Raw genomic sequence first — 23,701 nt, 5'->3', positions numbered from 1 at the left:
AAACGCAAAAGCATACCATGAAAAAAGCCTCATCTTAATAGATGAGGCTTTTTTGTGGAGTATTATTGTGGGCCGCCGGGGATACCTGGAGGGCCTCCGCCGTTACCGCCATCACGCCTTCCGCCACCACCGCCGTCTCTAAACCGGCCGCCAGGACCCATATTATCCTGAACCGGGGCTTTGCCAGCAAATTTTTTCAGGTTAAGCGTAAAAGTTAACAGGTAATATCTTGAAAGCCGGTTAACACGTGATTGTGTCAATGAACTGGCTGTTGATGTTGATGAAAAACCCGTGTTTTGATTGAACAAGTCAAAGCCTGATAAACGGAGAGTTGCTTGTTTATTTTTCAAAAAGCGGCGCTCCACATATAAGTTTAAGATATTAGGGTTGGTAACCTTTATATCCGAGCTGTAACCGTAATTGGTTGCCTTGGAATAATCATAGCTGAAAACCCAATCACCGAAATAGTTTTTACCGGTAAGACCAATATTCCAGGTCCTGATATTTGAAGTTCCTTCTAACAGCGGGTTTTGTACAGAGTTGCTGGTTCTGTTGATAGCGTAGTTGGTTAAAATTTGTGCATCAACAACGTTATTGATATCAACCCTGAAACGCGCTTCCGGGGTAAATACCAGGTTTTTGGCAATGTTTTTCTCAGTAGTAGCTGCAAACGAAGTAGAATCGATATTGGTCAGGTATCCTATATTATTGGTGTAGGTAGCTGTACCGTTAAAGGTAAGGGTGTATTTGCGGTTTTCCCATGGTTTAGAATAAGTTAAACGACCAGAACCGGTGTAATACCCGTCAGCATTTAAATACTGGGTTAAAATAGTATTTTGAAATCTTGAGTTAGGTGGATAAAGGCGAGGATAGGTAATGGTATTAGTTACCACCTGGTTTTGCACACTCTGGAATGATAGGTTAGCAAAGAATACATCACCTGTCTGGAAACTAAACTTATTGTACCTTAACGAGAAATTGTTGGTAAACTGTGGTTTCAGATTAGGGTTACCCTCAACCGGGTAAAGCGCATTTGAAAAGTCGATTACCGGTTGTAGTTGTGAAAAACTTGGCGTGCTGCTTGATCCGTTATAGTTAACACTGAAAGACTGGCTGCGCGAAAAATTATAAATGAAACGGGCAGTAGGGATCACATTAAATGTTGATATGTGTGTTGAAACCCCTGTTACCGGTGAGCTGCCGTCCAAAACAGATGGCTGAACGCCTATACCCAGCGTATAATTGTATTTCTTTTCAATAAAGCGATAGTTTAAGCCAACCTTGTTGGTTGTAAATGTATAGTTGTAACGGTTGCTTAACGCGCTGTCACTTCTGAACGAAAAATCAGCCTCATTAAAGAGTGTATCTGTTTCTTTATTATTGGTTGTAATAGCACGGTTAAACGCATAGTTAAGCTCCAGGTATGAACGTTTGCCTATCGGGTTCAGATATGAAACGTTAGTGCCATAACTGTTAGTACGGCTATAAGTATTGATCATTTGGTTTATTGGAGCAGTGGGGTTACCAGCTGTATAATCATAAACCGGATTTTGGTATGACCAGCTTGGCGCCGAACTTACCGTAGCATTGATGCTCAGGTTATGACGGTTTTTAAAGCGATGGTTAAATAATGCCGTAAAACCATAATTTGGTGCTTGTGAATCGCCGTTGGTGATCGCTGTGTAAGCAGATGAGATATTACCATTTCTGGTAAAATTTACGGCTTCAGACTCGTTGGTGTTGGTGCCCGCGTAAGAGAATGTTGGAGTAACTTTTAAATAGTTGATGGTATCTGGCTTGTACTCCATGTTCCAGGTAAAGCGGTGATTTATATTTTGGTCTTTTTCAACACTATTTTGATTCTGTGTGGTTGGGTTTGAGGCCGATCTGTTTTCCTGTACCGTATTGGTTGTTGTTGAAACGGTATTATCGGCAAAACTATAACTACCATATACCGAAAGTTTTTTACCCCATTGGTCGCGGAAGTTGGCTCCCAGAGAATGTGCATTGGTTTCGCCATTTTGTGTAGTTATTAAACTGCCCGAATTGCCACCGCCACGACCTGCATTACCCCGGCCGCCACCGCCAAAACCACCGCCGCCGAATCCACCACCACCGCCACTCGCGCTGCCGAATGAAAAGGTATTTACGTTGGTATTGTTGATACTGCCTAAAAGGGCAATTTGTTGGTCGCCATTAAAATTAAATGCATTTATCGAGCCGATATAGCGGTTTTTATCGGGTATGCCCTGACTTTGAGGTAAGGCATCTCTACCGTCGCCAATTGTACCCTGCCCAAAATAACCATAGTTTTTATCCTTGCGAATAGTGATGTTCATGATCTTGTCAGGCTCACCGGTTTTAACGCCGGTAAGGTTGGCCTGATCGCCGTAATCATCAATCATCTGGATGTTCTCAATCACATCGGCTGGCAGGTTTTTGGTAGCGCTTTGAACATCGCCTCCCATAAAGTCCTTACCGTTTATACGCACCTTGGTAACCTGTTTGCCCTGTGTGGTGATGTTTCCATTTACGTCAACATCAACGCCCGGTAGTTTTTTGATCAGATCCTCAGCCGGGGCATTTTCCCGTACTTTATAAGCACTGGCGTTGTACTCCACCGTATCCTCTTTCAAGGTTACCGGGTTAACACCCACAATAGTAACCACGTTGAGCATATTGGTTGAAGTTTTCATGATGATGTTACCCAGATCAACGGGTTTGCCATCGGGATCCAATGCAAAGTGTTTTTTGATAGGTGTAAAACCAATGGATGATAATGTAAGCGTTATTTTGCTGCCCTTAATACCCGAAAACGCGAATTTTCCATTAGCATCGGCAATGGATATAGTACTATCACCTCCGTTTGATACCAGCTTAATGCTACTGCCTGGCAATGATAGTTTTGTAGTGTCAACAACGGTGCCGCTTACATCATGTGTGGTTTGTGCCAACGTGTTGAATGCAGTTAAAATGATTAGACTTAAAATAAGGAACAGGGGTTTCATAAAGTATTTGTTCTGCTTGAAATTTTTATTCGTTAGACATTAGACACAATCCAATTGCAAATGTTCAACTTATAAAGTATTAAATGTTAAAAGAGCATATGATTGTTACAAAAAGGGCGTTAATCGCTTATTAATCATAGCATTGTTACAAATATTAAACATAAAAGAGCCGGAAATATCGACCCTTTTACGCTTAAAATTACCCTTTATTAAATTAGTTGATGTGCAGAACTGTTGCTACTTCGCTGTAATTTTTAAAGTTGATGCCTGGATGTGCGAGTTGCAGGGTGGTAACGCTGCCTCCGGGAATAACTACGATTTTAAAATCGAGCCCGGTTTGTGAAAAATTGGCCTTGATATTAACATAGCCAACCCCAAAGTCTGATAAGGTGATGGTCCTATCAGCCTCGCTATAAGGTAATGCATAATATGCCCCGGTACTTCCTGTAGTTCTGAAGTAAGCTAAAACAACACCTTTGTCAACAATGTCCTGTGTAATGGCCGGTATCACAAAATTGGTAAATCCGGTTAGGGTAACACTTTTGTTGATGAGCAAATAGCTTTTAACGCTCATGGTGCCATCGGCTCCGTTAGCTCCATCAGCCCCGTTAGATCCGGCTGGTCCCTGGGCCCCCGTTCCGCCTGTTGCCCCGGTATTGCCAGTAGCTCCTTGCGGGCCACCTGGTCCTGGTGAACCGGTATCTCCTTTTGGGCCTTGTGCGCCATTGGTTCCATTGGCCCCTGCGGGACCCGGATCCCCTTTTTTACAAGCATTCATGCTGAATAGGCATAACAATAAAGCAGGGCATAATAGTAGTAGTTTTCTCATGAAGTTTTTAAATTTTAGGTGGAGTTGTGGCCTTATTACGGATGTATGAATAATTAGTTGCAGGTGATGAAGATAGCGGAACAATTATTGTTGCGGGTTAAAAAAGGAAATTAGTGTATTATTCAAATAATACAAAAAAATGAACAACAAAACCAGTGAATGTTTCGTTATGTTTAAAATCAAGTTAACCTATGAATAATATTAGCAGCACTCTGCACTCAAAAGTGCACAATTGGATTGATGCGATCGGTTTCCGGTTAAATGCGTCACAAACCAATAATAAAAGTCATGTAACGACTAATCATTATTTCTTTGAAACCTTTAACTTTTTTGAGAAAAGGCGAAGGAATCATCCGGAAAGCACAAAGTTTTTATGTTTTGATGCCTACGGAGAAAAAATCAATGTAAGGTCATTGCTTGATCTGCAGATTGCTTTTTTTGAAAATATCAGCCAGCTTAAATAGATCACTACTGCTTGATATTAAATCTTATTCAATTGTACCTGGCCAATGCTGCGTGTGTCAGGTGTATTCATAAAAAAACCTGCTTAAACTAAGCAGGTTTTTTGTTTAATTCATAATCTGGTTAATTGTCTGTTGGTGTTTTTGGCCAACAATTCATATAACCACTGTCCGAATTTTCTTTCATTATATCATTGTTGTTTATGCCGCGCATCAATGTCCCCTGGAAATTGATGATGGCTTTGTCCGGATTTAAGGCATCCTTAATACGCAGGTGAAGATCGGCAAAGTGAGCCGCGGTTAACGCATCGCCGCCTTTTGGCAATCCAGCATCTATTTTTTTCAATTCTGCCCGTACCATTGGCCTGATGTCAGATAGGACAATGTTTATTGGAGTTAAGCCAAAAGAAGCCAATTGAGCGCTTGTTATACCCGGGAATGAAAAACTCGCATCGGTGATCAGTAAACTTTTCAGGTTTTCAATATAACCACGTTGCAGGTTGCGTTTAAACGCGTCTGGTTTGCTACTGTTAAATACCCCGCTGTGGATATCGGTAAACAGTTCGGTAACAGTATAGGCATTGCTGCCGTTTTTGGCTTCATTATCATACATGCGCGCCAGCCTTGATGGAGTAAGCACGTTGCCAAGCACAGAAACCTGAAGTGCTTTGATGCGGTTAAGAACAACGCCGTTATCAAATTTGCTTAGCTCTGGTTTATTTATTAACCAAAGCGGAGTTTCAAACAATTGTTTGTTTAAAAACAGTATCGCGTCGCGTTGCAGGTTCTTGTTTACAAAATCATAAACGGCGCCTTTTTGATCGTAGGTTTTAAAGTTTTCATTCATCCCGCCAATATTGGTAGTAACGTGACCCATGTAGCGGTTAAACTGACCTATAACCTCGTTGTATAATTCTGCCACATCGCTAAAATTCTCATTTTTTTGGTAGGTCCATTTTTCAAGATTGGGCAAAATGCGTTTTAAGTTGGCTATACCATAGGTACTGGCTTTCATGGCATTGTCGCCTAAATCCTCATTCTGTAAGCGTGGGTCAATCGATGTGCCCTGGCGGCCATAGTAATAAAGTGGATTACCGGCTTTTTTATCGGTCCAGTCGGCAAGTGTTTCTTTCTCCTGTAGGGCAGTTTTGTTACCCGGGAACCAGCTGTAACCCCATTTGATAGACCACAGATCATATTCGCCTATTTGAGGATAAAGGTGAGTAACGCCATCACCAGGCTGAGCTATATAGTTAAAGCGGGCATAGTCCATAATAGACGGTGCAGTGCCATGTTTATCGGTAAATGATTTGGAACGAAGTGAATCAACAGGATAAGCGTAACTTGAACCGAAGTTATGCGGTAAACCAAGGGTGTGGCCAATTTCATGTGATGATACAAAACGGATAAGTTCGCCCATTTGTTCGTCGGTAAATTGTGCTTTGCGGGCTGCAGGGTTTACGGCTGCGGTTTGTATCAGGTACCAATCGCGCAGCAGGCTCATTACGTTATGATACCAGCCTACGTGGCTTTCCAGGATCTCGCCGGTACGCGGATCCGAAACATGTGGTCCATAGGCGTTCTCCACATCCGATGCAAAATACCGGATTACACTGTAGCGGGCATCTTCTGTGCTAAACTCAGGATCCTGTTTATGAGTTGGCGCTTCTTTACCAACAATAGCATTTTTAAAACCGGCAGCCTCAAAAGCTTTATTCCAGTCGTTTACGCCAGCTATAAGGTAAGGAACCCATTTTTTGGGTGTTGCCGGATCGATGTAATAAACTATTTGTTTTTTAGGTTCAACCAGTTCGCCGCGTGAATAAGCCGCGGGGTCTTTGGGCTCCAGTTTCCAACGATGTATATATGCCGTTACCTTGGCTTTTTGAGCGTCTGTTCCATAATCGGTTTGGCGTTGACCAAAAAAACCAACCCTTTCATCACTGATACGGGCCTTCATCGGTGTTTTCGGCAATAACAACATGGAGGTATTAAATTCAAAAGTTATAGCTCCTGTTGAATTATCCGTAGGCGATTCTGCAGAGCGATAGGTTTTTAAAGTGCGGGCTTCCAGGTTTATCGGGAAACTTTTAATGGTATCAATATAGGAACGGGTGTTATCAACTCCCGAAACTTTGTATGCTTTTTTAACATTGTCAGTTAAACCAATAGCGCTTATATCGCCATTGTAAAAGTCGGTAACATCAATGAGTACGCCTGTGGTGTCTTTGTTAAAAGCTTTGATATCAAAAGAAGCCAATACGGCGTCGAGATTTGAGTTTTTAACAGATTGGTACATATCAGTAGTACTGTCGGCCCTTATAGAATAGCTGGGTACACGTATGAAGATCTGTTTATCATGGCGCTCCCATTTCCAAACCTGATCGTTCAGTTCTTCACCACCATATTGCTGACCAAAGGTTTTTAATCCGCCCGGAGTTTTAACGTAACGGGTAACCACCAGCATTTCGCGGTTGATCAGGGAGTCTGGGATTTCGTAATAATACTTGCCATCAACCTTATAGGTGTTAAAAAGGCCGCTATCGGCCTTTGTTTTACCGGTTATAACATCGCTGAATTTTTTAATGCCCTCCTTTTTGGGAGCACCAACTGTTGCTGTAGCTACAGCCGTTCCGCCTGTGCCTGATGTTGTTTTAAGGGTTAAGGTTTGGTTTGCTGTGTGTTTTTTGGTAGCGCATGAACTGGCTAAAACAGCAAAAATAAAAGCAGAGCCTCGTAAATAACGGCCTGCGATAAGGTGTTTTTTCATTTATGTCAATACTTAATCAGTAAACTTAAATAAAATAAACACGATGTAATAGTATATAATAGGGTGATTTTTAAAAATCACCCTATTATATACGTCTTTTTAAGGTGAGCACTACTTTATCCAGCTTTTTATCATGATAAACATCAAGCAAAAGACTTCTGTCATTCCGGGATTTAAATATCTCGTCAATTTCTTCCAGGGTCATTTTAGATACCGGTTTAAAATTGATGGCCACTATTTCATCATCTCTTTCCAGGCCAACTTCATCAGCGGCAGATCCCGGTTCAACCCGGTTAATAATGATGCGGTCAAAATTATCGCCGGCGGCATAATATTCCAACCCGCTCATATCATGTTCAAACGGATCCTTAAAATTAGGACCGGCTTTTAAATACATGGTGTTATGGGTATAATCCAGTATAACCGAAAAGCGCTTTAACGTTCCGATGCCCAGGTTGCCGTCCCTGGGAACAGAGAGCGCGTTTTGATTGTTGTTGGCATCCGGAAAGGAAGCAATAACCTGTTTAATTTTAAATTTTCCCAGCTCCAATGATTCGATACGCCCGATATAGCCGTTAATGGGTCCATTTAGACCAATACCCAGGTTGGCCGAAGCAATAAATTTTTGCGGAAGGCCATAGCGCTTTACCACCGTTTCGAGAGAGAGCGGATGTCCGGCCCCCAGATCAATGATCAACTTGGTTTTTATATTCTCGCCGCTTTGTAGCTTTACCCATGTTTCTACATAAGGCTTCCTGTCTTCAATTGTGATGGGAATTGGAACGCCCTTTCGAAACACTTTCAAATCTTTTGGTCGCCAAACGGTTAAGGAACTGTCCGGAACATTGATCCTGACAGCAAGGTTGTTGAAAAATTCATAACCAATCAGGCCATGTATAGGCATACCCGCATAGCCGGATAAACTGAACAGATCCTTTTTAAGAATGGCCGCAGCTACATCATAACTTACCAGTCCGGGTATTTCAACATCTAAAGGGGAGGTAACATAAGCTTCTGCGTCTTCGCCCTCACCCAGGCCAGGTATTTTTAATGTTCGTTTGTTAGGAATGTAGATAGAATCGGCTAATTTGGGGTCGGTAATGATCATTAACCCTACACCGGTATCTAATATAAAATTGAATGGGCCTTTATGATTAATGCTTAATTTAATAACCATGAGGCTCCGCACCAGGCGAAAAGGAATGGTTACTTTTTTTTTATGATAGTCCAGGTCAAAGTATTGTGCCTGGGCCGCAAAAAAACAAATCGAAAATAAACACGCCAGCCATACTGCCCGGAATTGCTTTATTTTATGAAATAGCGTGAGTAGCAAGGTTATTATAGTTGGTATATTAAATTTACAACAATAATTGGTTAAATTGAATAAATGTATGCTAAAAACAACTTTTATATTTCTGCTAACGATTTGCGGTTTGTTATTATTTAATGATACCGTTTATGGCCGCCCTATAAAAAAAAGAAAGATAAAAAGACAATTTAAGCATTCCCAGATCATGCGGGATCATTTTACAGGCTTCGCCTTGTATGATATGGATGATCAAAAAATGATATATGAGCTAAATGCTGATAAATATTTTACCCCGGCATCAAATACCAAGTTGTTTACTTTTTATACCTGTCTGAAAATGTTGGGCGACTCGATCCCTGCCCTACGGTATGAGTTGCGCAATGATTCACTGGTGTTTTGGGGTACTGGCGACCCTTCTTTTCTGCACAGCGATTTGAAAGGGGCGAAAGGTCTGGATTTCTTAGCCCGGAGCAATAAAAAATTATACTATGCAGCAACAGGCTACGCGAACGATTTTTTTGGAGCAGGCTGGGCCTGGGATGACTATAATGATTATTATCAGGCAGAAATAACCGGCTTACCTATAGAAGATAATGTTGCCCTATTATATGCTGATGCCGATGGTAACCTGCAGATTAAACCATCTTATCTCAAGCGGTTTTTAAACAGCGATACCAGTTATCATCCGGGTAAGTTTAAGGTTAAACGTGATTTTCTGCACAACAATTTTGTTTACCCGGTAATGCCCATACCACCAAACTTCAGACAAGAAGTTCCCTGGAAAACAAGTGCCGAACTAACGCTGGAATTGTTGAGAGACACACTGAAAAAGCCTGTATGGCCTGTAAATATGTCATTAAGCGCTACCGCGAAAACGATATACAATACAAACTCCAATGCTGTATATAAACGAATGTTGCAGCCCAGCGATAATTTTATTGCAGAACAGCTATTGTTGGCCTGCTCATCGGTAAAGTTTAATACGCTCAATACCGATTCGGTGATCAGCTATTCCAAAGCACATTTTTTGAATGATCTGCCAGATGAACCACAATGGGTTGATGGCTCAGGGCTTTCACGCTTGAATCTGTTTACCCCCCGGAGCATTATAGCCTTGTTGCGGAAAATTAAAAACGAGGTAAATAACGACTCGCTATTGTATAGTATGATGCCGGCTGGTGGTGCTACCGGCACACTTAGAAATGCTTATAAAACGGATAATGGACAGGTGTTTGTATGGGCAAAAACCGGCTCATTATCCAACAACTATAACCAAAGTGGTTACCTGGTTACCCGAAAAGGAAAGCGATTGGCTTTTTCGTTTATGAATAACAATTTTACCCGGCCCGTTAAAGAAATACGCGACGAGATGGTCCGGATCATGACGTATATCCACGAAGAGTTTTAAGGCGATTAGTTTAACCGCCGCATCAATTGCTCTTCTACCATTTTAAATACCTGTACCGGTTTTAAGGTGCGCCAACCCAGGTCGTCAAGGACACCGCCAAAATTGATGTAATAATCAATATTGTTGCGCTTAAACTCATCTATCACGTGCTCGCGGAAGTTGATGCCGGCTATCCAGCCGTCTTCAATATCCTGAAACCATTCCTCATAATAACAATCGTCTGAGGAGTGAAAGTTGAGCACATTTTCACCTATCAGGATAAATTGGGTAATGCCATTATCAATCATCAGCTCCAGCAACTCGCGTTTAAGCATCATGATATCGTTGTTGATGGCGTCGTTCCACTCACCAATAAACTCAATAATGGTATACCCTTTTTCATAATCGGCAAACAACACTTTGAGGTATAAAGTATTGGAGCCGAAGGAATCCCATTGTGGGTGCAACAGATAGTTATATACCTGCTTGTCAAACTCAAACTCACTGTATTCGGTAGCATAAAAAGGCGAATACTCATCCTCTGATGCTATATAATCATCACGCCAACGGTAATATGGTTCTATCTCGTGCATATCTCAGATTTCAAATTTCAGATGTGCAGATTTCAAATGCTTGTTTTCAGCTATGTAAATTGTCGCCATTCCGATCATCTGCACATCTGAAATTTGCACATCCGCACATCATTTTTTATAATTATCAACTGCGTTGCGCACGCTTCCGTATTTTTTTAGCAGCTCGGCAGCAGCAGCTTCATTTAGGCCGGTTTCTTCCATCACCATACGTGCCCCACGATTAACCAATTTGTTATTACTTAGTTGCATATCAACCATCTTGTTCCCTTTTACACGACCCAATTGTATCATGACACTGGTGCTTAGCATATTTAAAACCAGTTTTTGAGCTGTACCGGCTTTCATGCGGGTTGATCCGGTTAAAAACTCCGGCCCGGTAACCACTTCAACCGGGTATTGTGCCTCGGCCGCTACGGGACTACCACTATTACAAACTATGCAGCCGGTTACAATATTATTTTTATGGGCCATTTTTAACCCTCCTATTACATAAGGCGTGGTGCCGGAAGCGGCAATGCCTACCACAACATCTTTATCGGTGATGTGGAATTCTGCAAGATCTTTCCAGGCCTGTTCTGTATCATCTTCGGCAAACTCTACCGCTTTACGTATAGCGCCATCGCCACCGGCAATAATACCTACAACCATATCAAACGGAACACCAAATGTTGGCGGGCATTCTGAGGCATCAACCACACCTAAACGACCACTGGTGCCTGCGCCAATATAAAATAAACGACCACCGTCACGCATTTTAGAGGCTGTTGCGGTTGCCAGTTGTTCAATTTGAGGCAAGGCCTTTTTAACAGCCAGGGGAACTGTTTGGTCTTCCTTGTTAATGCTTTCCAGTATCTCAAGAACAGATAGCTGCTCTAAATTCTTATAATGTGATTCCCTCTCAGTAATGGTTTCCATTAATTTTAAATAATTTATAACAAAATTCGGTAAAAAACATCAAATGCAAGGATGCCAATAAAAATTATTGATGCGGCATTGATTAACTTTGTTTGCTGAATATGAAAAAGACTGCGGGAGTTATTTTCAGGACGATGATCCTGGTGCTGTTAGGGATTACCATTGGGTTGCTGATTGGCGATAGAAAATTTGCTGATCGTAACCTTGGTTTTTCTTTTTCAGATAATAACAAACTGTCGAAAGTTTTGGATCTGGTTGGTCATAACTATGTGGATAGTGTTAATATCGATAGTATTGAAGGAGCATCGGTTAATGATATGCTGCAAAGCCTAGATCCGCATTCGCTTTATTTACCACCTCAGCAGGCCCAATCAATTAATGAGCGCTTAGATGGCGGGTTTAACGGCATAGGTATTGAGTTTCAGCTATTACGGGATACCATGATCATAACCCAGGTTTATGCTGATGGACCGGCCGCTAAGGCTGGCCTCCCAACCGGAAGTAAGGTAATTAATGTAGATAATAAAAAATTCTCGGGAACCAAACTTACTACAGATAAGGTGAATAAGGCTTTCAGAGGAGAAAAGGATTCCTCTTTATTGCTTGGGGTTGCCAACGGGGCAGCAATCAAGACCTATGCTATAAAAAGAGGGCGTGTTGACCTGAGCAGTGTAAATGCGGCTTATATGGCCAATTCAACAACGGGTTATATCAAAATAGGCAAATTCGCGTCGACTACCGATACTGATTTCCGCAAAGCGCTGAGTAGGCTTAAAACCGATGGAATGAGCAGTTTACTGCTTGACCTCAGAGGCAATGGCGGCGGATATTTGAATGCCGCAACATCACTGGCTGATGAGTTTTTAGGCAAAGGCAAATTAATTGTATATACCAAAGGTATTCATGAACCCCGTACGGATTATTTTGCTACAGATTCGGGCTCGTTTCAACAAGGAAAGGTAACCGTATTGATTGATGAGTATTCGGCCTCGGCCAGTGAAATATTGGCCGGCGCGCTGCAGGACCTGGACAGAGCCACTATTGTTGGCCGCCGTTCATTTGGTAAAGGCCTGGTGCAGCAGCAGTTTCCGTTTGGCGATGGCTCGGCGGTAAATTTAACCGTGGCCAGATATTATACCCCATCGGGCAGATCGATCCAGAAATCATATAAAGGGGGGCTGGAAAGCTACCGGAACGAACTGGCGCTGCGTATGAAAAAGGGTGAGCTTTTTTCGGAGCAAAACATCCGGAACGATTCTGTTTTTAAAGGCTCATACCATACACTAAGCGGGCGTAAAGTTTTTAGCGGCGGTGGCATCATGCCCGATATTTTTGTGCCGGCTGATACCACACAAAGCACCATGGTGATACAAAATTTAATTGACCAGCAGCTTTTTTCGGCCTTCGTGATCGACCGGATGCAACCTCTGTTAAGCAAATTTGCAAGCGGAGACGATTTTATAAAGAATTATACCGTGAGTGATGATGATTTCCACAACTTCATCCTTTATTCCTCAAAAACATTGAAGGAAATGGATTCGCATGAATTGCTGATATCCCGCGATTATATCAAAAGCATCCTCAAGGCCAATGCCGCCCGTTTTAAATGGGGCGACAATGCTTTTTACCAGGTGATGAACAGTAATGACGAAGCGTTTAAGAAAGCGCTGAGTATATAGTTGATGTGCAGATGTGCAGATTTCAGATGTGCAGATAAAAGCCAGCACATTTAATCAGCAGATCAAAATCATCTGCACACTTGCACATCTGAAATCTGCACATCAAAAGGCCTATTTCTGTCTGAACCAAACTTGTATAGGTGCTCCGGAAAAGTCAAAGTTTTCCCTTAACTTATTTTCGATGAAGCGGTAGTATGGCTCTTTTACATACTGTGGCAAATTACAGAAGAACGCGAACATGGGCGATGAGCCTGCAATTTGGGTGATGTATTTAATTTTTACGTATTTACCTTTGATAGATGGCGGTGGATAGTTTTCGATAATCGGCAGCATCACCTCGTTTAACTTTGAGGTAGCTATTTTACGGGCCCGGTTCTGATAAACCTGGTTGGCTACATCAATAACCTTTAATACACGTTGTTTTTCGGTAACAGAGGTAAATACAATAGGCACATCGGTAAAAGGCGCTATTTTTTCACGGATCTGCTCCTCAAAAACCTTAACGGTTTTGTTGTTTTTCTCGATCAAGTCCCATTTGTTTACCACCACCATGATGCCTTTTTTGTTCTTTTCGGCCAGGTGGAATATATTGATGTCCTGCGATTCAATCCCTTCAACAGCATCAATCATCAGGATGATCACGTCGGCTTCTTCCAGTGCCTTAATGGTACGCATTACGGAATAAAACTCGATATTTTCCTTAACCTTTGTTTTTTTACGCATCCCCGCAGTATCAATCAGCATAAAATCATGCCCGTACTGGTTGTAATGGATATGTATAGAATCGCGGGTGGTACCTGCGATGGGGGTAACAATATTACGATCCTTACCTATAAGTGAGTTGATGATGGATGATTTACCCACATTTGGCCGGCCCACAATGGCATATTTAGGACGGGTATTTTCCTCCAATACCACATCCTCAAAATGCTTAACCACTTCGTCAAGCAATTCGCCGGTTCCGGAACCTGTCATTGACGAAATACTGTAAATTTCGCCTAAGCCCAGGCTGTAAAACACCATCGAATCGGCCACCTGGCTATTGTTATCAAGCTTATTAACTACTACAAAAACAGGTTTGCTGCTTTTGCGCAGGCGGGTAGCTATCTCATCGTCCAGATCGGTAATGCCGGTAGTAACATCAACAATAAATAAAATTACAGAAGCTTCTTCAATGGCAATATCAACCTGCTCGCGGATGGCGGCTTCAAAAACATCATCAGAGTTGGCTACATAACCACCGGTATCAATAACGGTGAACTGATGATTTAACCACTCGGCCACACCATAGTGTCTATCCCGGGTTACACCGCTAAAATCGTCGACAATGGCTTTGCGGGTTTCGGTTAAGCGATTATATAAAGTTGATTTGCCTACGTTAGGCCTGCCCACTATGGCTACTATGTTACTCATGGTTGTTGGATTTAAGAATCAAGAGACAAGAATCAAGACAAACTTATTTAAAGTCGGCCTAAATTCTGCACTTTAATTCTTATTATATTGTTATTAATTTAACTCTTGTATCTTGATTCTTACCTCTTGACTCTGTCAATTATTCGTACCCGAATTTTTTAAGGTAATTTTTTTTGCTGCGCCAGTCGGGGATCACTTTTACAAACATTTCCAGGAAAACTTTCTTTTGGAAAAACTCTTCCATATCGCGGCGGGCGTAGGTGCCTACTATTTTAAGCATCTTGCCACCTTCGCCAATGATGATGTTTTTTTGCGAATCGCGCTCAACAATAATTTCGGCGCTGATGCGGTGCAAGGTTTCGCCTTCAACAAATGCGGTTACAATTACCTCGGCGCTATAAGGGATCTCTTTTTTGTATTGTTTCAGGATCTGCGCGCGGATCATTTCGGATGCAAAAAAGCGATCGTTACGATCGGTCAATGCATTTTTTTCATAATAGGCTGGATGCTCGGGAAGGTTCTCCACAACAAAATCCATAACGGCTTTAATATTGTGGCCCAACAATGCTGATATGGCGAAAACCGCTTTTGGGTTTAGTTTTTCCTGCCAAAACGCTACCTTCTTTTTTACCGTTTCCTCATCGCTTTGATCAATTTTGTTGATCAGTACCGCGATAGGCGCCAATGAGCCTTCCAGCTTTTTAAGCACGTCGGTTTCATCAAATTCCTCGTAAATGTCGGTAACCAGTAAAATAAGGTCGGCATCCACAATAGAGCCATCCACCTGGTGCATCATGCTTTCGTGCAAGGCGTAGTGTGGTTTGATAACGCCGGGCGTGTCAGAAAACACAATCTGATAGTCGTCGGTATTTACAATTCCCAAAATACGGTGACGTGTGGTCTGCGCTTTGGGGGTAATGATGGACATTTTTTCGCCAACGAGGGCGTTCATAAGGGTTGATTTACCTGCATTGGGCTTACCAATTATACTTACAAAACCTGCCTGATGACTCATATAAAAATAATTAAAAATATATTTGGACTGCAAAGAAACGAATTATATCTTTGCAGTCCAATTAAAACGGAGTGCAAATTGCATTTTTGACAATTGGAAGGAACTTTCCGAGGTTATGACGGAATGCAATATATAAGAATAACAGTGCGGGATGGAGCAGTTGGTAGCTCGTCGGGCTCATAACCCGAAGGTCGTAGGTTCGAGTCCTGCTCCCGCTACGAAAGTAAAATGAAAGCCTCTCAGAGAAATCTGAGGGGCTTTTTTGCGTTTGGGATATTTTGTATTGGGTGGTGCGGTGAGAACACCCGACAAGGGCTGAATTGGCAAGTATATTAACCATAGATTAATAATTCAATCTTGTTTGTCCGTTTCAAATAAGACAATCGCTATTGTTTGTAAGCAATAGTTAATAAAATGATTATTGATGAATTATATTAATTATTAATACATATTAGCTATTGATAGGAAATATTCTTTTATATATTTTTGTTTATCTGCCATATGCTTTGTTGTTATAGCGGATACCTAAAAACCAATTTACCCAATATTAACCTTATCACCCGTATGGAAAAACGACACGCACACGTTCATGGCTGCACACATTGCGCCTGTAACAACCCTGTTTTAGACATTCTTAAGGACGACCTTTTCAGTCCCGAAAACCTGGCGAAAATGAAGCCAGGGCCCGGACAAACTGCCCAACAACCACAAACGCTGATGATCAGCGGCGGTACTATCAGGCCAATGACCGGCGGATCAACAGACACGGTTGAAGCCATCGGGATAGCCGATGGAAATGTTGTTGTAACTGGCAACCAAACTACAGTAGCGGCGTATATGGATCAAAATTATGCCGGGTATCAAAGCAAAGAATTAACTGGCACACAAACTTTGCTTCCAGGTCTGATCGAGCCGCACGTTCATATAGTACCAACAGCTATGATGACCGGCTGGATAGATGTGAGCCCTTTTAACGGGCAGGATCTGCGGTCGCCATATGATCTGGCCTCTGTCGGATCGATCATCAACGGTAATATCCCTAAAGATCCCGCATATGTTATTTTAGGAAAAGGATTAGATCCCTCGCTGATGCCTTTTGTGCAGATTGAAGGGGAAACCGAATTGCAAACCATTAATAACATCGTACTCGACAACATAAACTCGGAACGATCAATCATGCTGTTAAGTGCCTCCATGCATACGCTTTACCTAAACACCAGGGCATATAGCCATGTGTATTATCTTAGTAAAGAGGTGCGTGACAATTATTCATCAGTTGATGATTATATCTCGAAAACCGGCGGGCAGCTCCAGGAAAGTACACAAATGACACCTGCGTTGACAGTGATCATGCCGCAGATACTTGCTATGGGGCTCGATATCAATACCTATTTGACTGAGCTTTTTCAACTGGCAAATTCAAGGGGAGCCACTTTTATGTATGATGCCGGACTGAACGGCGCTTTTCAAAAACTGTTAACTAACTATGTGGATAACCATCCGGCATTGGTACGGATTGGCGGGGCACTCATTTGCGCCAGCCAAAATGATGCTAATGGTTTAGGCAACTACCCACAGTTGGACACTTACACGCCGGTATATTATGGCCATATTAAAGTAGTTTCTGATGGTTCAAACCAGGGGCTAACCGGTTACCAGAGTACCCCTTATTTGTGTGATGCTGTTTATCCTGAGGGGATATTCAATTTTCAGGAGACCGGCATCCCGACAAATGTTGTTCCGCCAAATTACGAAACCATGATCAGTACGATTTTAGCTAGCAAAGGCTGGCCCCTCATGATCCATGCCAATGGCGACCAAGCTGTAACATTCGCCATAGAGGCTTACCAATACGCGCTTGCTCAATATAGTGGCGCCGAGCTTCGCAACCGTATAGAACATTGCTCGCTGCTGACACCAGATCAGATCACCACGATGAAGCAAATGGGGGTTTCGCCAAGTTTCCTTATCGGGCACGTGGGATATTGGGGCTATGCTTTTAGCCAGGTTATATTCGGCGACAAGGCGCAATCGCTCGACCTTTGCAATTCAGCCCTTGCAGCCGGCATGAGAATTACTCTTCACAGCGACAATGAGGTAAGTCCATTGGGGCCTCTGCGGATGATGGAACAATCCATTACCCGGATAATGGAAGAGAATACAGCAAGTATTGAAGTATTAAATGCTGCCGAATGCATTACACCCGAGCAGGCCTTAGTTGCTGTTACTTATGATGCGGCCTGGCAATGTTATGCCGATCAATGGGTTGGGTCATTAAACCCAGGCTACTTTGCCGATTTCGTTATATTAGCTCAGGATCCGCTTTCATTAACTACCCAATCCTCACAATATATGAAAATGCGCAATATCCCGGTATTGGAAACTTGGCTGGGCGGTGTGCCTGTGTATACTGGAGAGTCATAATATCCCCCGCTGTCAGTAGACTTCGGACGGTTATGTAAGCCAATAGGATACTACAAACCAATTCGAAGGTAGTAAGTCCGAGCCCTGCTCCCGCTACGAAAGCTAAAAGCCTCCAATCGAAAGATTTGAGGCTTTTTTGTGTTTGGGATATTTTGTAAGTTGGTGGTGCGGTGATAACACCCACCGTAGGCTGAAGAGCTGCTGACAAATTATCGCAAAAAATATAAAAAGAAAACGCACAATCACCTTGAAAATGGGGAAAACCGAAGAGCGTAAGCAGAAAGATTAAATATTAAAAAATAAAAATTATGAGAACAATTAACCCATGGATCAACTTCAACGGAAATGCTGAAGAAGCATTCACTTTTTATAAATCAGTTTTTGGCGGAGAGTTCGCAAAGATTATCCGCTTCAAGGACTTAGCAAGCGCTGAATTTCCGGTAGCAGGAAATGATGAAAACAAGATAATGTACATTGCCTTGCCAATTGGCAAACACAATGTGTTAATAGCCAATGACGTTCCCGAATTTATGGGACGGGTAAACGAAAGCGAAAACAGGTCTAAAATATTAGTTAGTGCAGAAAGTCGTGAAGAGGCAGACAAAATATTTAACGGACTATCAGCAGGTGGAGATATTGAAGGGGACATCGGTGACAGTCCCTGGGGTTCATATGCTGGAATGTTTAGAGACAAATATGGTATTGAATGGATTGTGGAATTTGACCCAAATTACAACGGACAAATTTAACGGAGAAAATAGCGAACACTTAACTTGCATTACCACTGCTACCGCAAGCGGGACGCTTGTGGTAGCAAGGGGGAAATATATCTTTGTATTGGGTTCAATTTAATAATCATTAAAATCGGTGCACAAAAACCTATTAGCATACATCAGGGAGCGCGCTACGTCGCCACTTACAAGTGATGAGGAGGCGTTAATTGTAGCGACTTTCCAGCCCAAAAAGCTCAGGAAAAAGCAATACTTTTTGGAAGAAGGCAATGTGTGTAAATACGTTGGTTTTATTGTAAAAGGTGCTATGAGACAATACAGCGTAGATGATAAAGGTGCGGAGCATATTGTACAATTATACATTGAAAATTATTGGGCAAGCGACCGTGAAAGTGCGCTCATGCTTACTCCATCAAGATTTAATATTGATGCCTGGGAAAACACCGAACTACTTGTTGCCAGAGTAACAGACATGCTGGACCTGATAGAAAAAGTACCGTCATTTGGACAAATGACAAGATTAATGGACCAAAGAAGTTTCATCGTTTCTCAGCGAAGATTGAATTCAACCATTAGTAATACAGCAGAAAAACGCTATGAAGAATTTGCCGATAACCATCCTCAATTTATTCAACGATTTCCTCAACATCTCATTGCTTCTTTTTTGGGCATAACTAAAGAAACTTTAAGCAGAATTAGAAAGCAAGCAAGTAAATAATTTCTATTTCAATTTTTGATTTTACGAAAGCGTTGATATTTATCAACGCTTTTTTTTATCATTTCTCATCGTTCCGGGGTGTGCTGTTGTTGCAATTTTACATCATAAAAACAAAGAGATGAAAAAGCAAACAATAGTAGTAATTGGAGCAACAGGTGCACAAGGTAAGGGTATTGTAAATGCCCTTGTAAATGAAGGCTCTTTTAATGTGAAAGCAATAACCCGTAATCCGGAAAAATATACAGGCAAGGCAAATGAAGCAGTTTATGCAGATCTAAAAGATTTGGAATCCTTAAAAGAGGCTTTTACAAATGCTTATGGTGTATTTGTGGTAACCAACTTTTGGGAAGGTGCCGATGAAATCACCCAGGGTAAAAATGCCATTGAAGCGGCAAAAGCAACGGGAGTGCAACATTTTATTTGGTCAACACTTCCAGATGTTGAGCTCATTAGTGAAGCAGGATTTGAAGTGCCTCATTTTAGTGGCAAAGCTAAGGTGGATGATCTGGTAAAAAGTGCAGGGTTCAAATATGTAACATTTGTTCAGCCACCATTTTATTATCAAAATCTTGTTGGGATGATGGGGCCACAGCCAAAACAAGATGGCACAACCGGTTGGACATTACCGATCGACCCAACAAAAAAAGCGATTCACATGTCGGACATTAATGACCTGGGAAAAGTAGTCGCCGGTGCATTTTTGCAACCCGAAAAAGTTGGAAACGGTAATTACCTTGCCCTGGCAACCGGTTTGTACAGTTTTAATGATATCCTAGAAGCCTATAAAGCCAATGGTAAAGAGTACAGCTTTTCACAGGTACCGGCCGAAGTATTTTCAACTTTTTTTGAAGGGGCAAAAGAGTTAGCCGAGATGTTTGGGTATTTTGAAAAACACACTTATATGGGACCAGGTTCAACATCACGAATTGAATTGGCAAAAGAAACCGCTACCCATAAATTTGTGCCGCTCCAGGAATGGCTGAGTAAAAACAATTAAGAAAACGAGTTTCTCAACAAAAGGCAATAGTGCTGCAGTAGGCCGCTATCAATCCAACGAATGTTAGCTACAAAGCGCAAAATGCTATTTCCCCCAAGTCTTCTAAGAAATAGTTTGAGAAACGCTCCTTGAGGGCTATGAAAGCTAAAAGCCTCCAGTCGAAAGATTGGGGGCTTTTTTGTGTTTGGGATGGTAAACACAATGTGTTAATAGCCAATGACGTTCCCGAATTTATGGGACGGGTAAACGAAAACGAAAACAGGTCTAAAATATTAGTTAGTGCAGAAAGTCGTGAAGAGGCAGACAAAATATTTAACGGACTATCAGCAGGTGGAGATATTGAGGGGGACATCGGTGACAGTCCCTGGGGTTCATACGCCGGAATGTTTAGAGACAAATATGGTATTGAATGGATTGTGGAATTTGACCCAAATTACAAGGGATAAATTTAACAGAGAAAATAGCGAACACCTAATTTGCATTACCTCCGCTACCGCAAGCGGGACGCTTGCGATAGCAACGAGACTTTTCTATTTAACCCAATTTTTTTCGCATCCATTTCCGAACCGGCTCATCGTACCATTTCAAAGTGATATACGCCAGGACAATCGCACCGATCAAAATAGCTAAAGCATAAGGCCAGGCCTGTACAATGGTTACGCCTTTGTTATTGCTGATCCATGCCACATAAAAGTAAACCAGCGGATAATGTACCAGGTAAAGCGGATAGGATATATCACCCAGGAATTTGCATATTTTGTTCTCTGTTTGAGTTTGTATTATGCCGCTGGCGCCAAGGTATACGATAAGCGGAAAAACAATAATGATGCAAACAGATTCGTAGATCCCGTTCATCCAAAGATGTTCAGCACCGCCAATGCGTGGCATATAAAGTACAATAGCGATTAAAAGGCTGCACCATAAAAAGGCATTTTTAATTGGAGTCGGTTTAACTACGCGCGACAGTAACAGGCCGGCAAAGAAAGGGTACATGGTGCGGGTTAGCCCAATGCGTACCTGCTCCACATTTAGTGTCCAGCCACCACTTACGTCACCGTTCGTGATCGCCAGGTGTGCGAGTGCGATAGCAGCGATGCCTACCAGGATACTTAATGCCGTTTTGGAAAACTTCCGGATCCAGACAGCATAAAGAATGTTGGCAATGTATTCAAAAAATAAAGACCATCCCACGCTATTCAGGGGGTGCATCTCCTGCCAGCCACGTATATCAAGCGATAATGGCACGGGCAGGATAGTATAACCGATCAGCATCACCAGCAGCATCTTCCAGGCGGGAATAGTATGAATAAGTGGCCATAGCGTAGAATCCGTGAAATAGAATCCGACAGCGCCGAGGGTCATTCCCAAAACCACCATTGGCTGGAGACGTTCGATACGGCGTTTGAAGAAACTACCGACCGTCATTTTATGCCATCTGTCGTCATAAGCGTAGCCGATCACAAAGCCCGAGAGCAGGAAAAAGAAATCGACAGCCAGGTATCCGTGATTAACTATGATATCCAGATGACCGCTCCCCAGCGGTTCGGTTAGGTGAAAGGTAACTACGATGATGGCTGCAACACCGCGTAAACCATCCAGTATGGGGTAATGGGGTTTGGTGATCAGTATATTATTGTCCATGTACAGGATTAGAGTTGGTCGGTATTCATGGGTCGCACATATTGATGTTTTACCCAAATCGTAAAAATAAGTAAAAGTGTTACCGGGATATCTTCGTATTGTGTCAAAGTTCATGCATATCGTCTCATTTTCGCTAAAGGCCTGATGGAGTCAATCAGGGGGAGAGATTGGTCCGATTGGGGCTACAAACATCAACAGCCCTCAAATTGAAACATTTGAGGCTGTTGATGTTTTGGGTATTTTGTGGGTTTACACTTTGTGGGCCAATATATTGCGATTTTTTATATAATTAATTGTCAATATTTTATAAAAATGTAAACCCTGAAAAGCGTTCAGCCTGTGGTCGGTGTTATCACCGCACCATAGGCTAAAAGCCTCGAATAGAAGTATTCGAGGCTTTTAGCTTTGAGCTATTTTATGGTTTACACTGTAACCATGATATTTGCTGATTTTAAAATGCAATAGCCTGTTAATCAGTTTTTTATAAATATGTTAACCATAAAAAGTGTAAACCATGATTTTATCGCTGTATCCTTTTCCGGATGCGGCTCAAAGATGGGTTTTTGATCCCGAGGTACGAGGAAATATGATATGCCGGTATGCGGTTAACAATATTGGGGTGTTCGTCCAAAAGCCTGACGTACCGTTGCTCGTGCGTAAAAAACAATAATTCCTCGGCCCGCGACTGCGAATAGGTAAAGAACAATTCTGCCAGCAGCCTGCCAAATATGGCCCAGTTTGGATGAGTTTCGTATAAGCTAATAAGATCGTGATACGTGATATAAACTATTTCACAATCCTCCATCGCCTGAATGAAATAATGACATGCGTTACGGGTAATGAAACTCCGGAAGGATACGATAAATTGATTCTCTGAAAAGAAAAAAATGTTCGTCTCCGCGCTTGTGTCGGGATGGCTGTAATAGATCCGGAAAATTCCCTTAACTACCAGCCCCAGATCATTACAAACCATGTATTGCATATTAAAAAAATCGCCTTTTTTAATTTTGCGGGATTTCCAAAAGGCATTGCCGTCGGCAATGTCTTTTTCGGTTAAAGCGGCAAACGTTGTCAAATGCGCTTTCAGTATTTCATGATATTCGCTCATAGTGTCAGGCTTTTTAGCAAGTATAAAAATAATCAGACTGCCTTTTCAAGTCCTCTTATAGTTTTTGACAACCGGATAGCAGCGAGCAGGAAATAAAAAGCGCCAAAAGCCGAATAACCAGCCAAATTGCTGATGCCCATTGTTGGCGACTTTGCCATAGCAATGAATACACTTCCGGCCAGCATAGATTGACCACCACTAATGATCATTGGCCATTGTCCGCCCAATTCTTTCCGGCGACGAAGGCCAAGTATAAGTTGTATAAGACCGGTTACGATAGCCCACACACCAAAAACCATCAGCGCTGCAGGAACGCCCTTTTGTAAAGCCAGCGCCACGCCAATGGTGGTGAGGATGCCAATAGCCATGTTTACATATTGCGGCGTTTTTGATGTGTGTGGTGGATTGGCCTTAATGTCCAGATAGGTGGCAATAACATCCCAGACCGGATAGATAATAAAAAGTATAGAGGTAATGCTGCTATTAGTTTTAACGAAAACGGAGATCAGGATAACCCAGATAACAGAAAATGCAGTACGTGCAAAGTAGAGGCTGCGCAGCGATCTGGCAGTTTGAACAGTAGTTGTTGAGTCGGTAGTTTTTATTGATTCAATTGATGAGTTCATGACGTTATTTATGTTTTTAAAGCAAATGTAGCCGCTAATGGTCTGGCATTTTTTCACTTAAGTGAAAACCGAAGCAG

17 protein-coding genes, 1 tRNA gene and 1 pseudogene are annotated in these 23,701 nt (G+C 42.1%); 8 read left to right on the top strand and 11 right to left on the bottom strand.

Going from position 1 to position 23,701, the window contains the following annotated elements; genetic code table 11:
• Window positions 1–62 precede the first annotated feature (62 nt).
• The 4 genes from AC57BQ_RS22935 to AC57BQ_RS22920 form a co-directional block, all read right to left on the bottom strand.
• Window positions 63–3,008: an outer membrane beta-barrel protein gene (locus AC57BQ_RS22935; RefSeq protein ID WP_496408474.1), complete on the bottom strand. Its 2,946-nt coding sequence runs from the start codon at window positions 3,006–3,008 to the stop codon at window positions 63–65.
• 214 nt (window positions 3,009–3,222) lie between these two features.
• Entirely contained in the window at window positions 3,223–3,837 is a 615-nt protein-coding gene (locus AC57BQ_RS22930; RefSeq protein WP_496408473.1) for a hypothetical protein, read from the bottom strand.
• Between the two features lie 585 nt (window positions 3,838–4,422).
• Window positions 4,423–7,068 carry a zinc-dependent metalloprotease gene (locus tag AC57BQ_RS22925; protein ID WP_496408472.1) on the bottom strand — a complete coding sequence of 882 codons (2,646 nt, stop codon included), beginning with the start codon at window positions 7,066–7,068 and terminating at the stop codon, window positions 4,423–4,425.
• An 85-nt stretch (window positions 7,069–7,153) separates the two neighbouring features.
• On the bottom strand, window positions 7,154–8,401 hold the full coding sequence (locus AC57BQ_RS22920) for a pepsin/retropepsin-like aspartic protease family protein (protein ID WP_496408471.1): 1,248 nt from the start codon (window positions 8,399–8,401) through the stop codon (window positions 7,154–7,156).
• Window positions 8,402–8,459: 58 nt separating this feature from the next.
• Here AC57BQ_RS22920 and AC57BQ_RS22915 point away from each other — a divergent pair, with 58 nt between their 5' ends.
• A complete protein-coding gene (locus AC57BQ_RS22915) occupies window positions 8,460–9,785 on the top strand; it encodes a D-alanyl-D-alanine carboxypeptidase/D-alanyl-D-alanine-endopeptidase (RefSeq protein WP_496408470.1) in 1,326 nt (441 codons plus the stop codon).
• A gap of 5 nt (window positions 9,786–9,790) precedes the next feature.
• Here the strand turns inward: AC57BQ_RS22915 and AC57BQ_RS22910 are convergent, their stop codons facing one another.
• Both AC57BQ_RS22910 and murQ read right to left on the bottom strand, forming a co-directional pair.
• The gene (locus tag AC57BQ_RS22910) at window positions 9,791–10,357 is read right to left on the bottom strand and encodes a hypothetical protein (RefSeq protein ID WP_496408469.1); all 567 of its coding nucleotides are present in this window, start codon (window positions 10,355–10,357) and stop codon (window positions 9,791–9,793) included.
• A 108-nt stretch (window positions 10,358–10,465) separates the two neighbouring features.
• Window positions 10,466–11,272, bottom strand: coding sequence for an N-acetylmuramic acid 6-phosphate etherase (gene murQ, locus AC57BQ_RS22905; RefSeq protein WP_496408468.1), 807 nt, complete (start codon window positions 11,270–11,272; stop codon window positions 10,466–10,468).
• Window positions 11,273–11,373: 101 nt separating this feature from the next.
• On the opposite strand from murQ, the gene AC57BQ_RS22900 reads away from it, so the two are divergent.
• Window positions 11,374–12,951 (top strand): S41 family peptidase, encoded by a 1,578-nt coding sequence (locus AC57BQ_RS22900; RefSeq protein ID WP_496408467.1) that lies wholly within the window; start codon window positions 11,374–11,376, stop codon window positions 12,949–12,951.
• 111 nt (window positions 12,952–13,062) lie between these two features.
• Here the strand turns inward: AC57BQ_RS22900 and der are convergent, their stop codons facing one another.
• Window positions 13,063–14,364 carry a ribosome biogenesis GTPase Der gene (der, locus tag AC57BQ_RS22895; RefSeq protein ID WP_496408466.1) on the bottom strand — a complete coding sequence of 434 codons (1,302 nt, stop codon included), beginning with the start codon at window positions 14,362–14,364 and terminating at the stop codon, window positions 13,063–13,065.
• Between the two features lie 139 nt (window positions 14,365–14,503).
• Window positions 14,504–15,379: a GTPase Era gene (gene era / locus AC57BQ_RS22890; RefSeq protein ID WP_496408465.1), complete on the bottom strand. Its 876-nt coding sequence runs from the start codon at window positions 15,377–15,379 to the stop codon at window positions 14,504–14,506.
• A 145-nt stretch (window positions 15,380–15,524) separates the two neighbouring features.
• Between era and AC57BQ_RS22885 the strand changes: the two genes are divergently transcribed.
• The 6 genes and pseudogenes from AC57BQ_RS22885 to AC57BQ_RS22860 all read left to right on the top strand — a co-directional run.
• Window positions 15,525–15,597 (top strand) — tRNA-Met (locus AC57BQ_RS22885).
• 346 nt (window positions 15,598–15,943) lie between these two features.
• Window positions 15,944–17,803: an amidohydrolase gene (locus AC57BQ_RS22880; RefSeq protein WP_496408464.1), complete on the top strand. Its 1,860-nt coding sequence runs from the start codon at window positions 15,944–15,946 to the stop codon at window positions 17,801–17,803.
• Between the two features lie 308 nt (window positions 17,804–18,111).
• Window positions 18,112–18,552, top strand: a complete 441-nt coding sequence (locus AC57BQ_RS22875) for a VOC family protein (protein WP_496408463.1) — start codon at window positions 18,112–18,114, stop codon at window positions 18,550–18,552.
• Between the two features lie 118 nt (window positions 18,553–18,670).
• On the top strand, window positions 18,671–19,252 hold the full coding sequence (locus AC57BQ_RS22870) for a Crp/Fnr family transcriptional regulator (RefSeq protein WP_496408462.1): 582 nt from the start codon (window positions 18,671–18,673) through the stop codon (window positions 19,250–19,252).
• A 118-nt stretch (window positions 19,253–19,370) separates the two neighbouring features.
• Window positions 19,371–20,249 (top strand): NmrA/HSCARG family protein, encoded by an 879-nt coding sequence (locus tag AC57BQ_RS22865; protein ID WP_496408461.1) that lies wholly within the window; start codon window positions 19,371–19,373, stop codon window positions 20,247–20,249.
• A 191-nt stretch (window positions 20,250–20,440) separates the two neighbouring features.
• Window positions 20,441–20,695: pseudogene (locus AC57BQ_RS22860) on the top strand (VOC family protein); the annotation flags it as partial.
• Between the two features lie 88 nt (window positions 20,696–20,783).
• Here AC57BQ_RS22860 and AC57BQ_RS22855 read toward each other — a convergent pair.
• The 3 genes from AC57BQ_RS22855 to AC57BQ_RS22845 all read right to left on the bottom strand — a co-directional run bounded on the left by AC57BQ_RS22855 (window position 20,784) and on the right by AC57BQ_RS22845 (window position 23,624).
• Window positions 20,784–21,890, bottom strand: a complete 1,107-nt coding sequence (locus tag AC57BQ_RS22855; RefSeq protein WP_496408460.1) for an acyltransferase family protein — start codon at window positions 21,888–21,890, stop codon at window positions 20,784–20,786.
• Window positions 21,891–22,410: 520 nt separating this feature from the next.
• Window positions 22,411–22,998: a Crp/Fnr family transcriptional regulator gene (locus AC57BQ_RS22850; protein ID WP_496408459.1), complete on the bottom strand. Its 588-nt coding sequence runs from the start codon at window positions 22,996–22,998 to the stop codon at window positions 22,411–22,413.
• A 32-nt stretch (window positions 22,999–23,030) separates the two neighbouring features.
• Entirely contained in the window at window positions 23,031–23,624 is a 594-nt protein-coding gene (locus tag AC57BQ_RS22845) for a DUF308 domain-containing protein (RefSeq protein ID WP_496408458.1), read from the bottom strand.
• Window positions 23,625–23,701: the final 77 nt, after the last annotated feature.

This window comes from Mucilaginibacter sp. BGA-UO-ETr-C110, assembly GCF_059567985.1.
The sequence above is the reverse complement of the archived record's forward strand: the minus strand, read 5'-3'. Positions and strand labels throughout refer to the sequence as shown.

Excerpts from the sequence above, each read along its gene's own strand:
- AC57BQ_RS22935 (WP_496408474.1), bottom strand. The coding sequence starts at position 3,008 with ATGAAACCCCTGTTCCTTATTTTAAGTCTAATCATTTTAACTGCATTC.
- AC57BQ_RS22930 (WP_496408473.1), bottom strand. The coding sequence starts at position 3,837 with ATGAGAAAACTACTACTATTATGCCCTGCTTTATTGTTATGCCTATTC.
- AC57BQ_RS22925 (WP_496408472.1), bottom strand. The coding sequence starts at position 7,068 with ATGAAAAAACACCTTATCGCAGGCCGTTATTTACGAGGCTCTGCTTTT.
- AC57BQ_RS22915 (WP_496408470.1), top strand. The coding sequence starts at position 8,460 with ATGCTAAAAACAACTTTTATATTTCTGCTAACGATTTGCGGTTTGTTA.
- AC57BQ_RS22910 (WP_496408469.1), bottom strand. The coding sequence starts at position 10,357 with ATGCACGAGATAGAACCATATTACCGTTGGCGTGATGATTATATAGCA.
- murQ (WP_496408468.1), bottom strand. The coding sequence starts at position 11,272 with ATGGAAACCATTACTGAGAGGGAATCACATTATAAGAATTTAGAGCAG.
- AC57BQ_RS22900 (WP_496408467.1), top strand. The coding sequence starts at position 11,374 with ATGAAAAAGACTGCGGGAGTTATTTTCAGGACGATGATCCTGGTGCTG.
- der (WP_496408466.1), bottom strand. The coding sequence starts at position 14,364 with ATGAGTAACATAGTAGCCATAGTGGGCAGGCCTAACGTAGGCAAATCA.
- era (WP_496408465.1), bottom strand. The coding sequence starts at position 15,379 with ATGAGTCATCAGGCAGGTTTTGTAAGTATAATTGGTAAGCCCAATGCA.
- AC57BQ_RS22880 (WP_496408464.1), top strand. The coding sequence starts at position 15,944 with ATGGAAAAACGACACGCACACGTTCATGGCTGCACACATTGCGCCTGT.
- AC57BQ_RS22875 (WP_496408463.1), top strand. The coding sequence starts at position 18,112 with ATGAGAACAATTAACCCATGGATCAACTTCAACGGAAATGCTGAAGAA.
- AC57BQ_RS22865 (WP_496408461.1), top strand. The coding sequence starts at position 19,371 with ATGAAAAAGCAAACAATAGTAGTAATTGGAGCAACAGGTGCACAAGGT.
- AC57BQ_RS22855 (WP_496408460.1), bottom strand. The coding sequence starts at position 21,890 with ATGGACAATAATATACTGATCACCAAACCCCATTACCCCATACTGGAT.
- AC57BQ_RS22850 (WP_496408459.1), bottom strand. The coding sequence starts at position 22,998 with ATGAGCGAATATCATGAAATACTGAAAGCGCATTTGACAACGTTTGCC.
- AC57BQ_RS22845 (WP_496408458.1), bottom strand. The coding sequence starts at position 23,624 with ATGAACTCATCAATTGAATCAATAAAAACTACCGACTCAACAACTACT.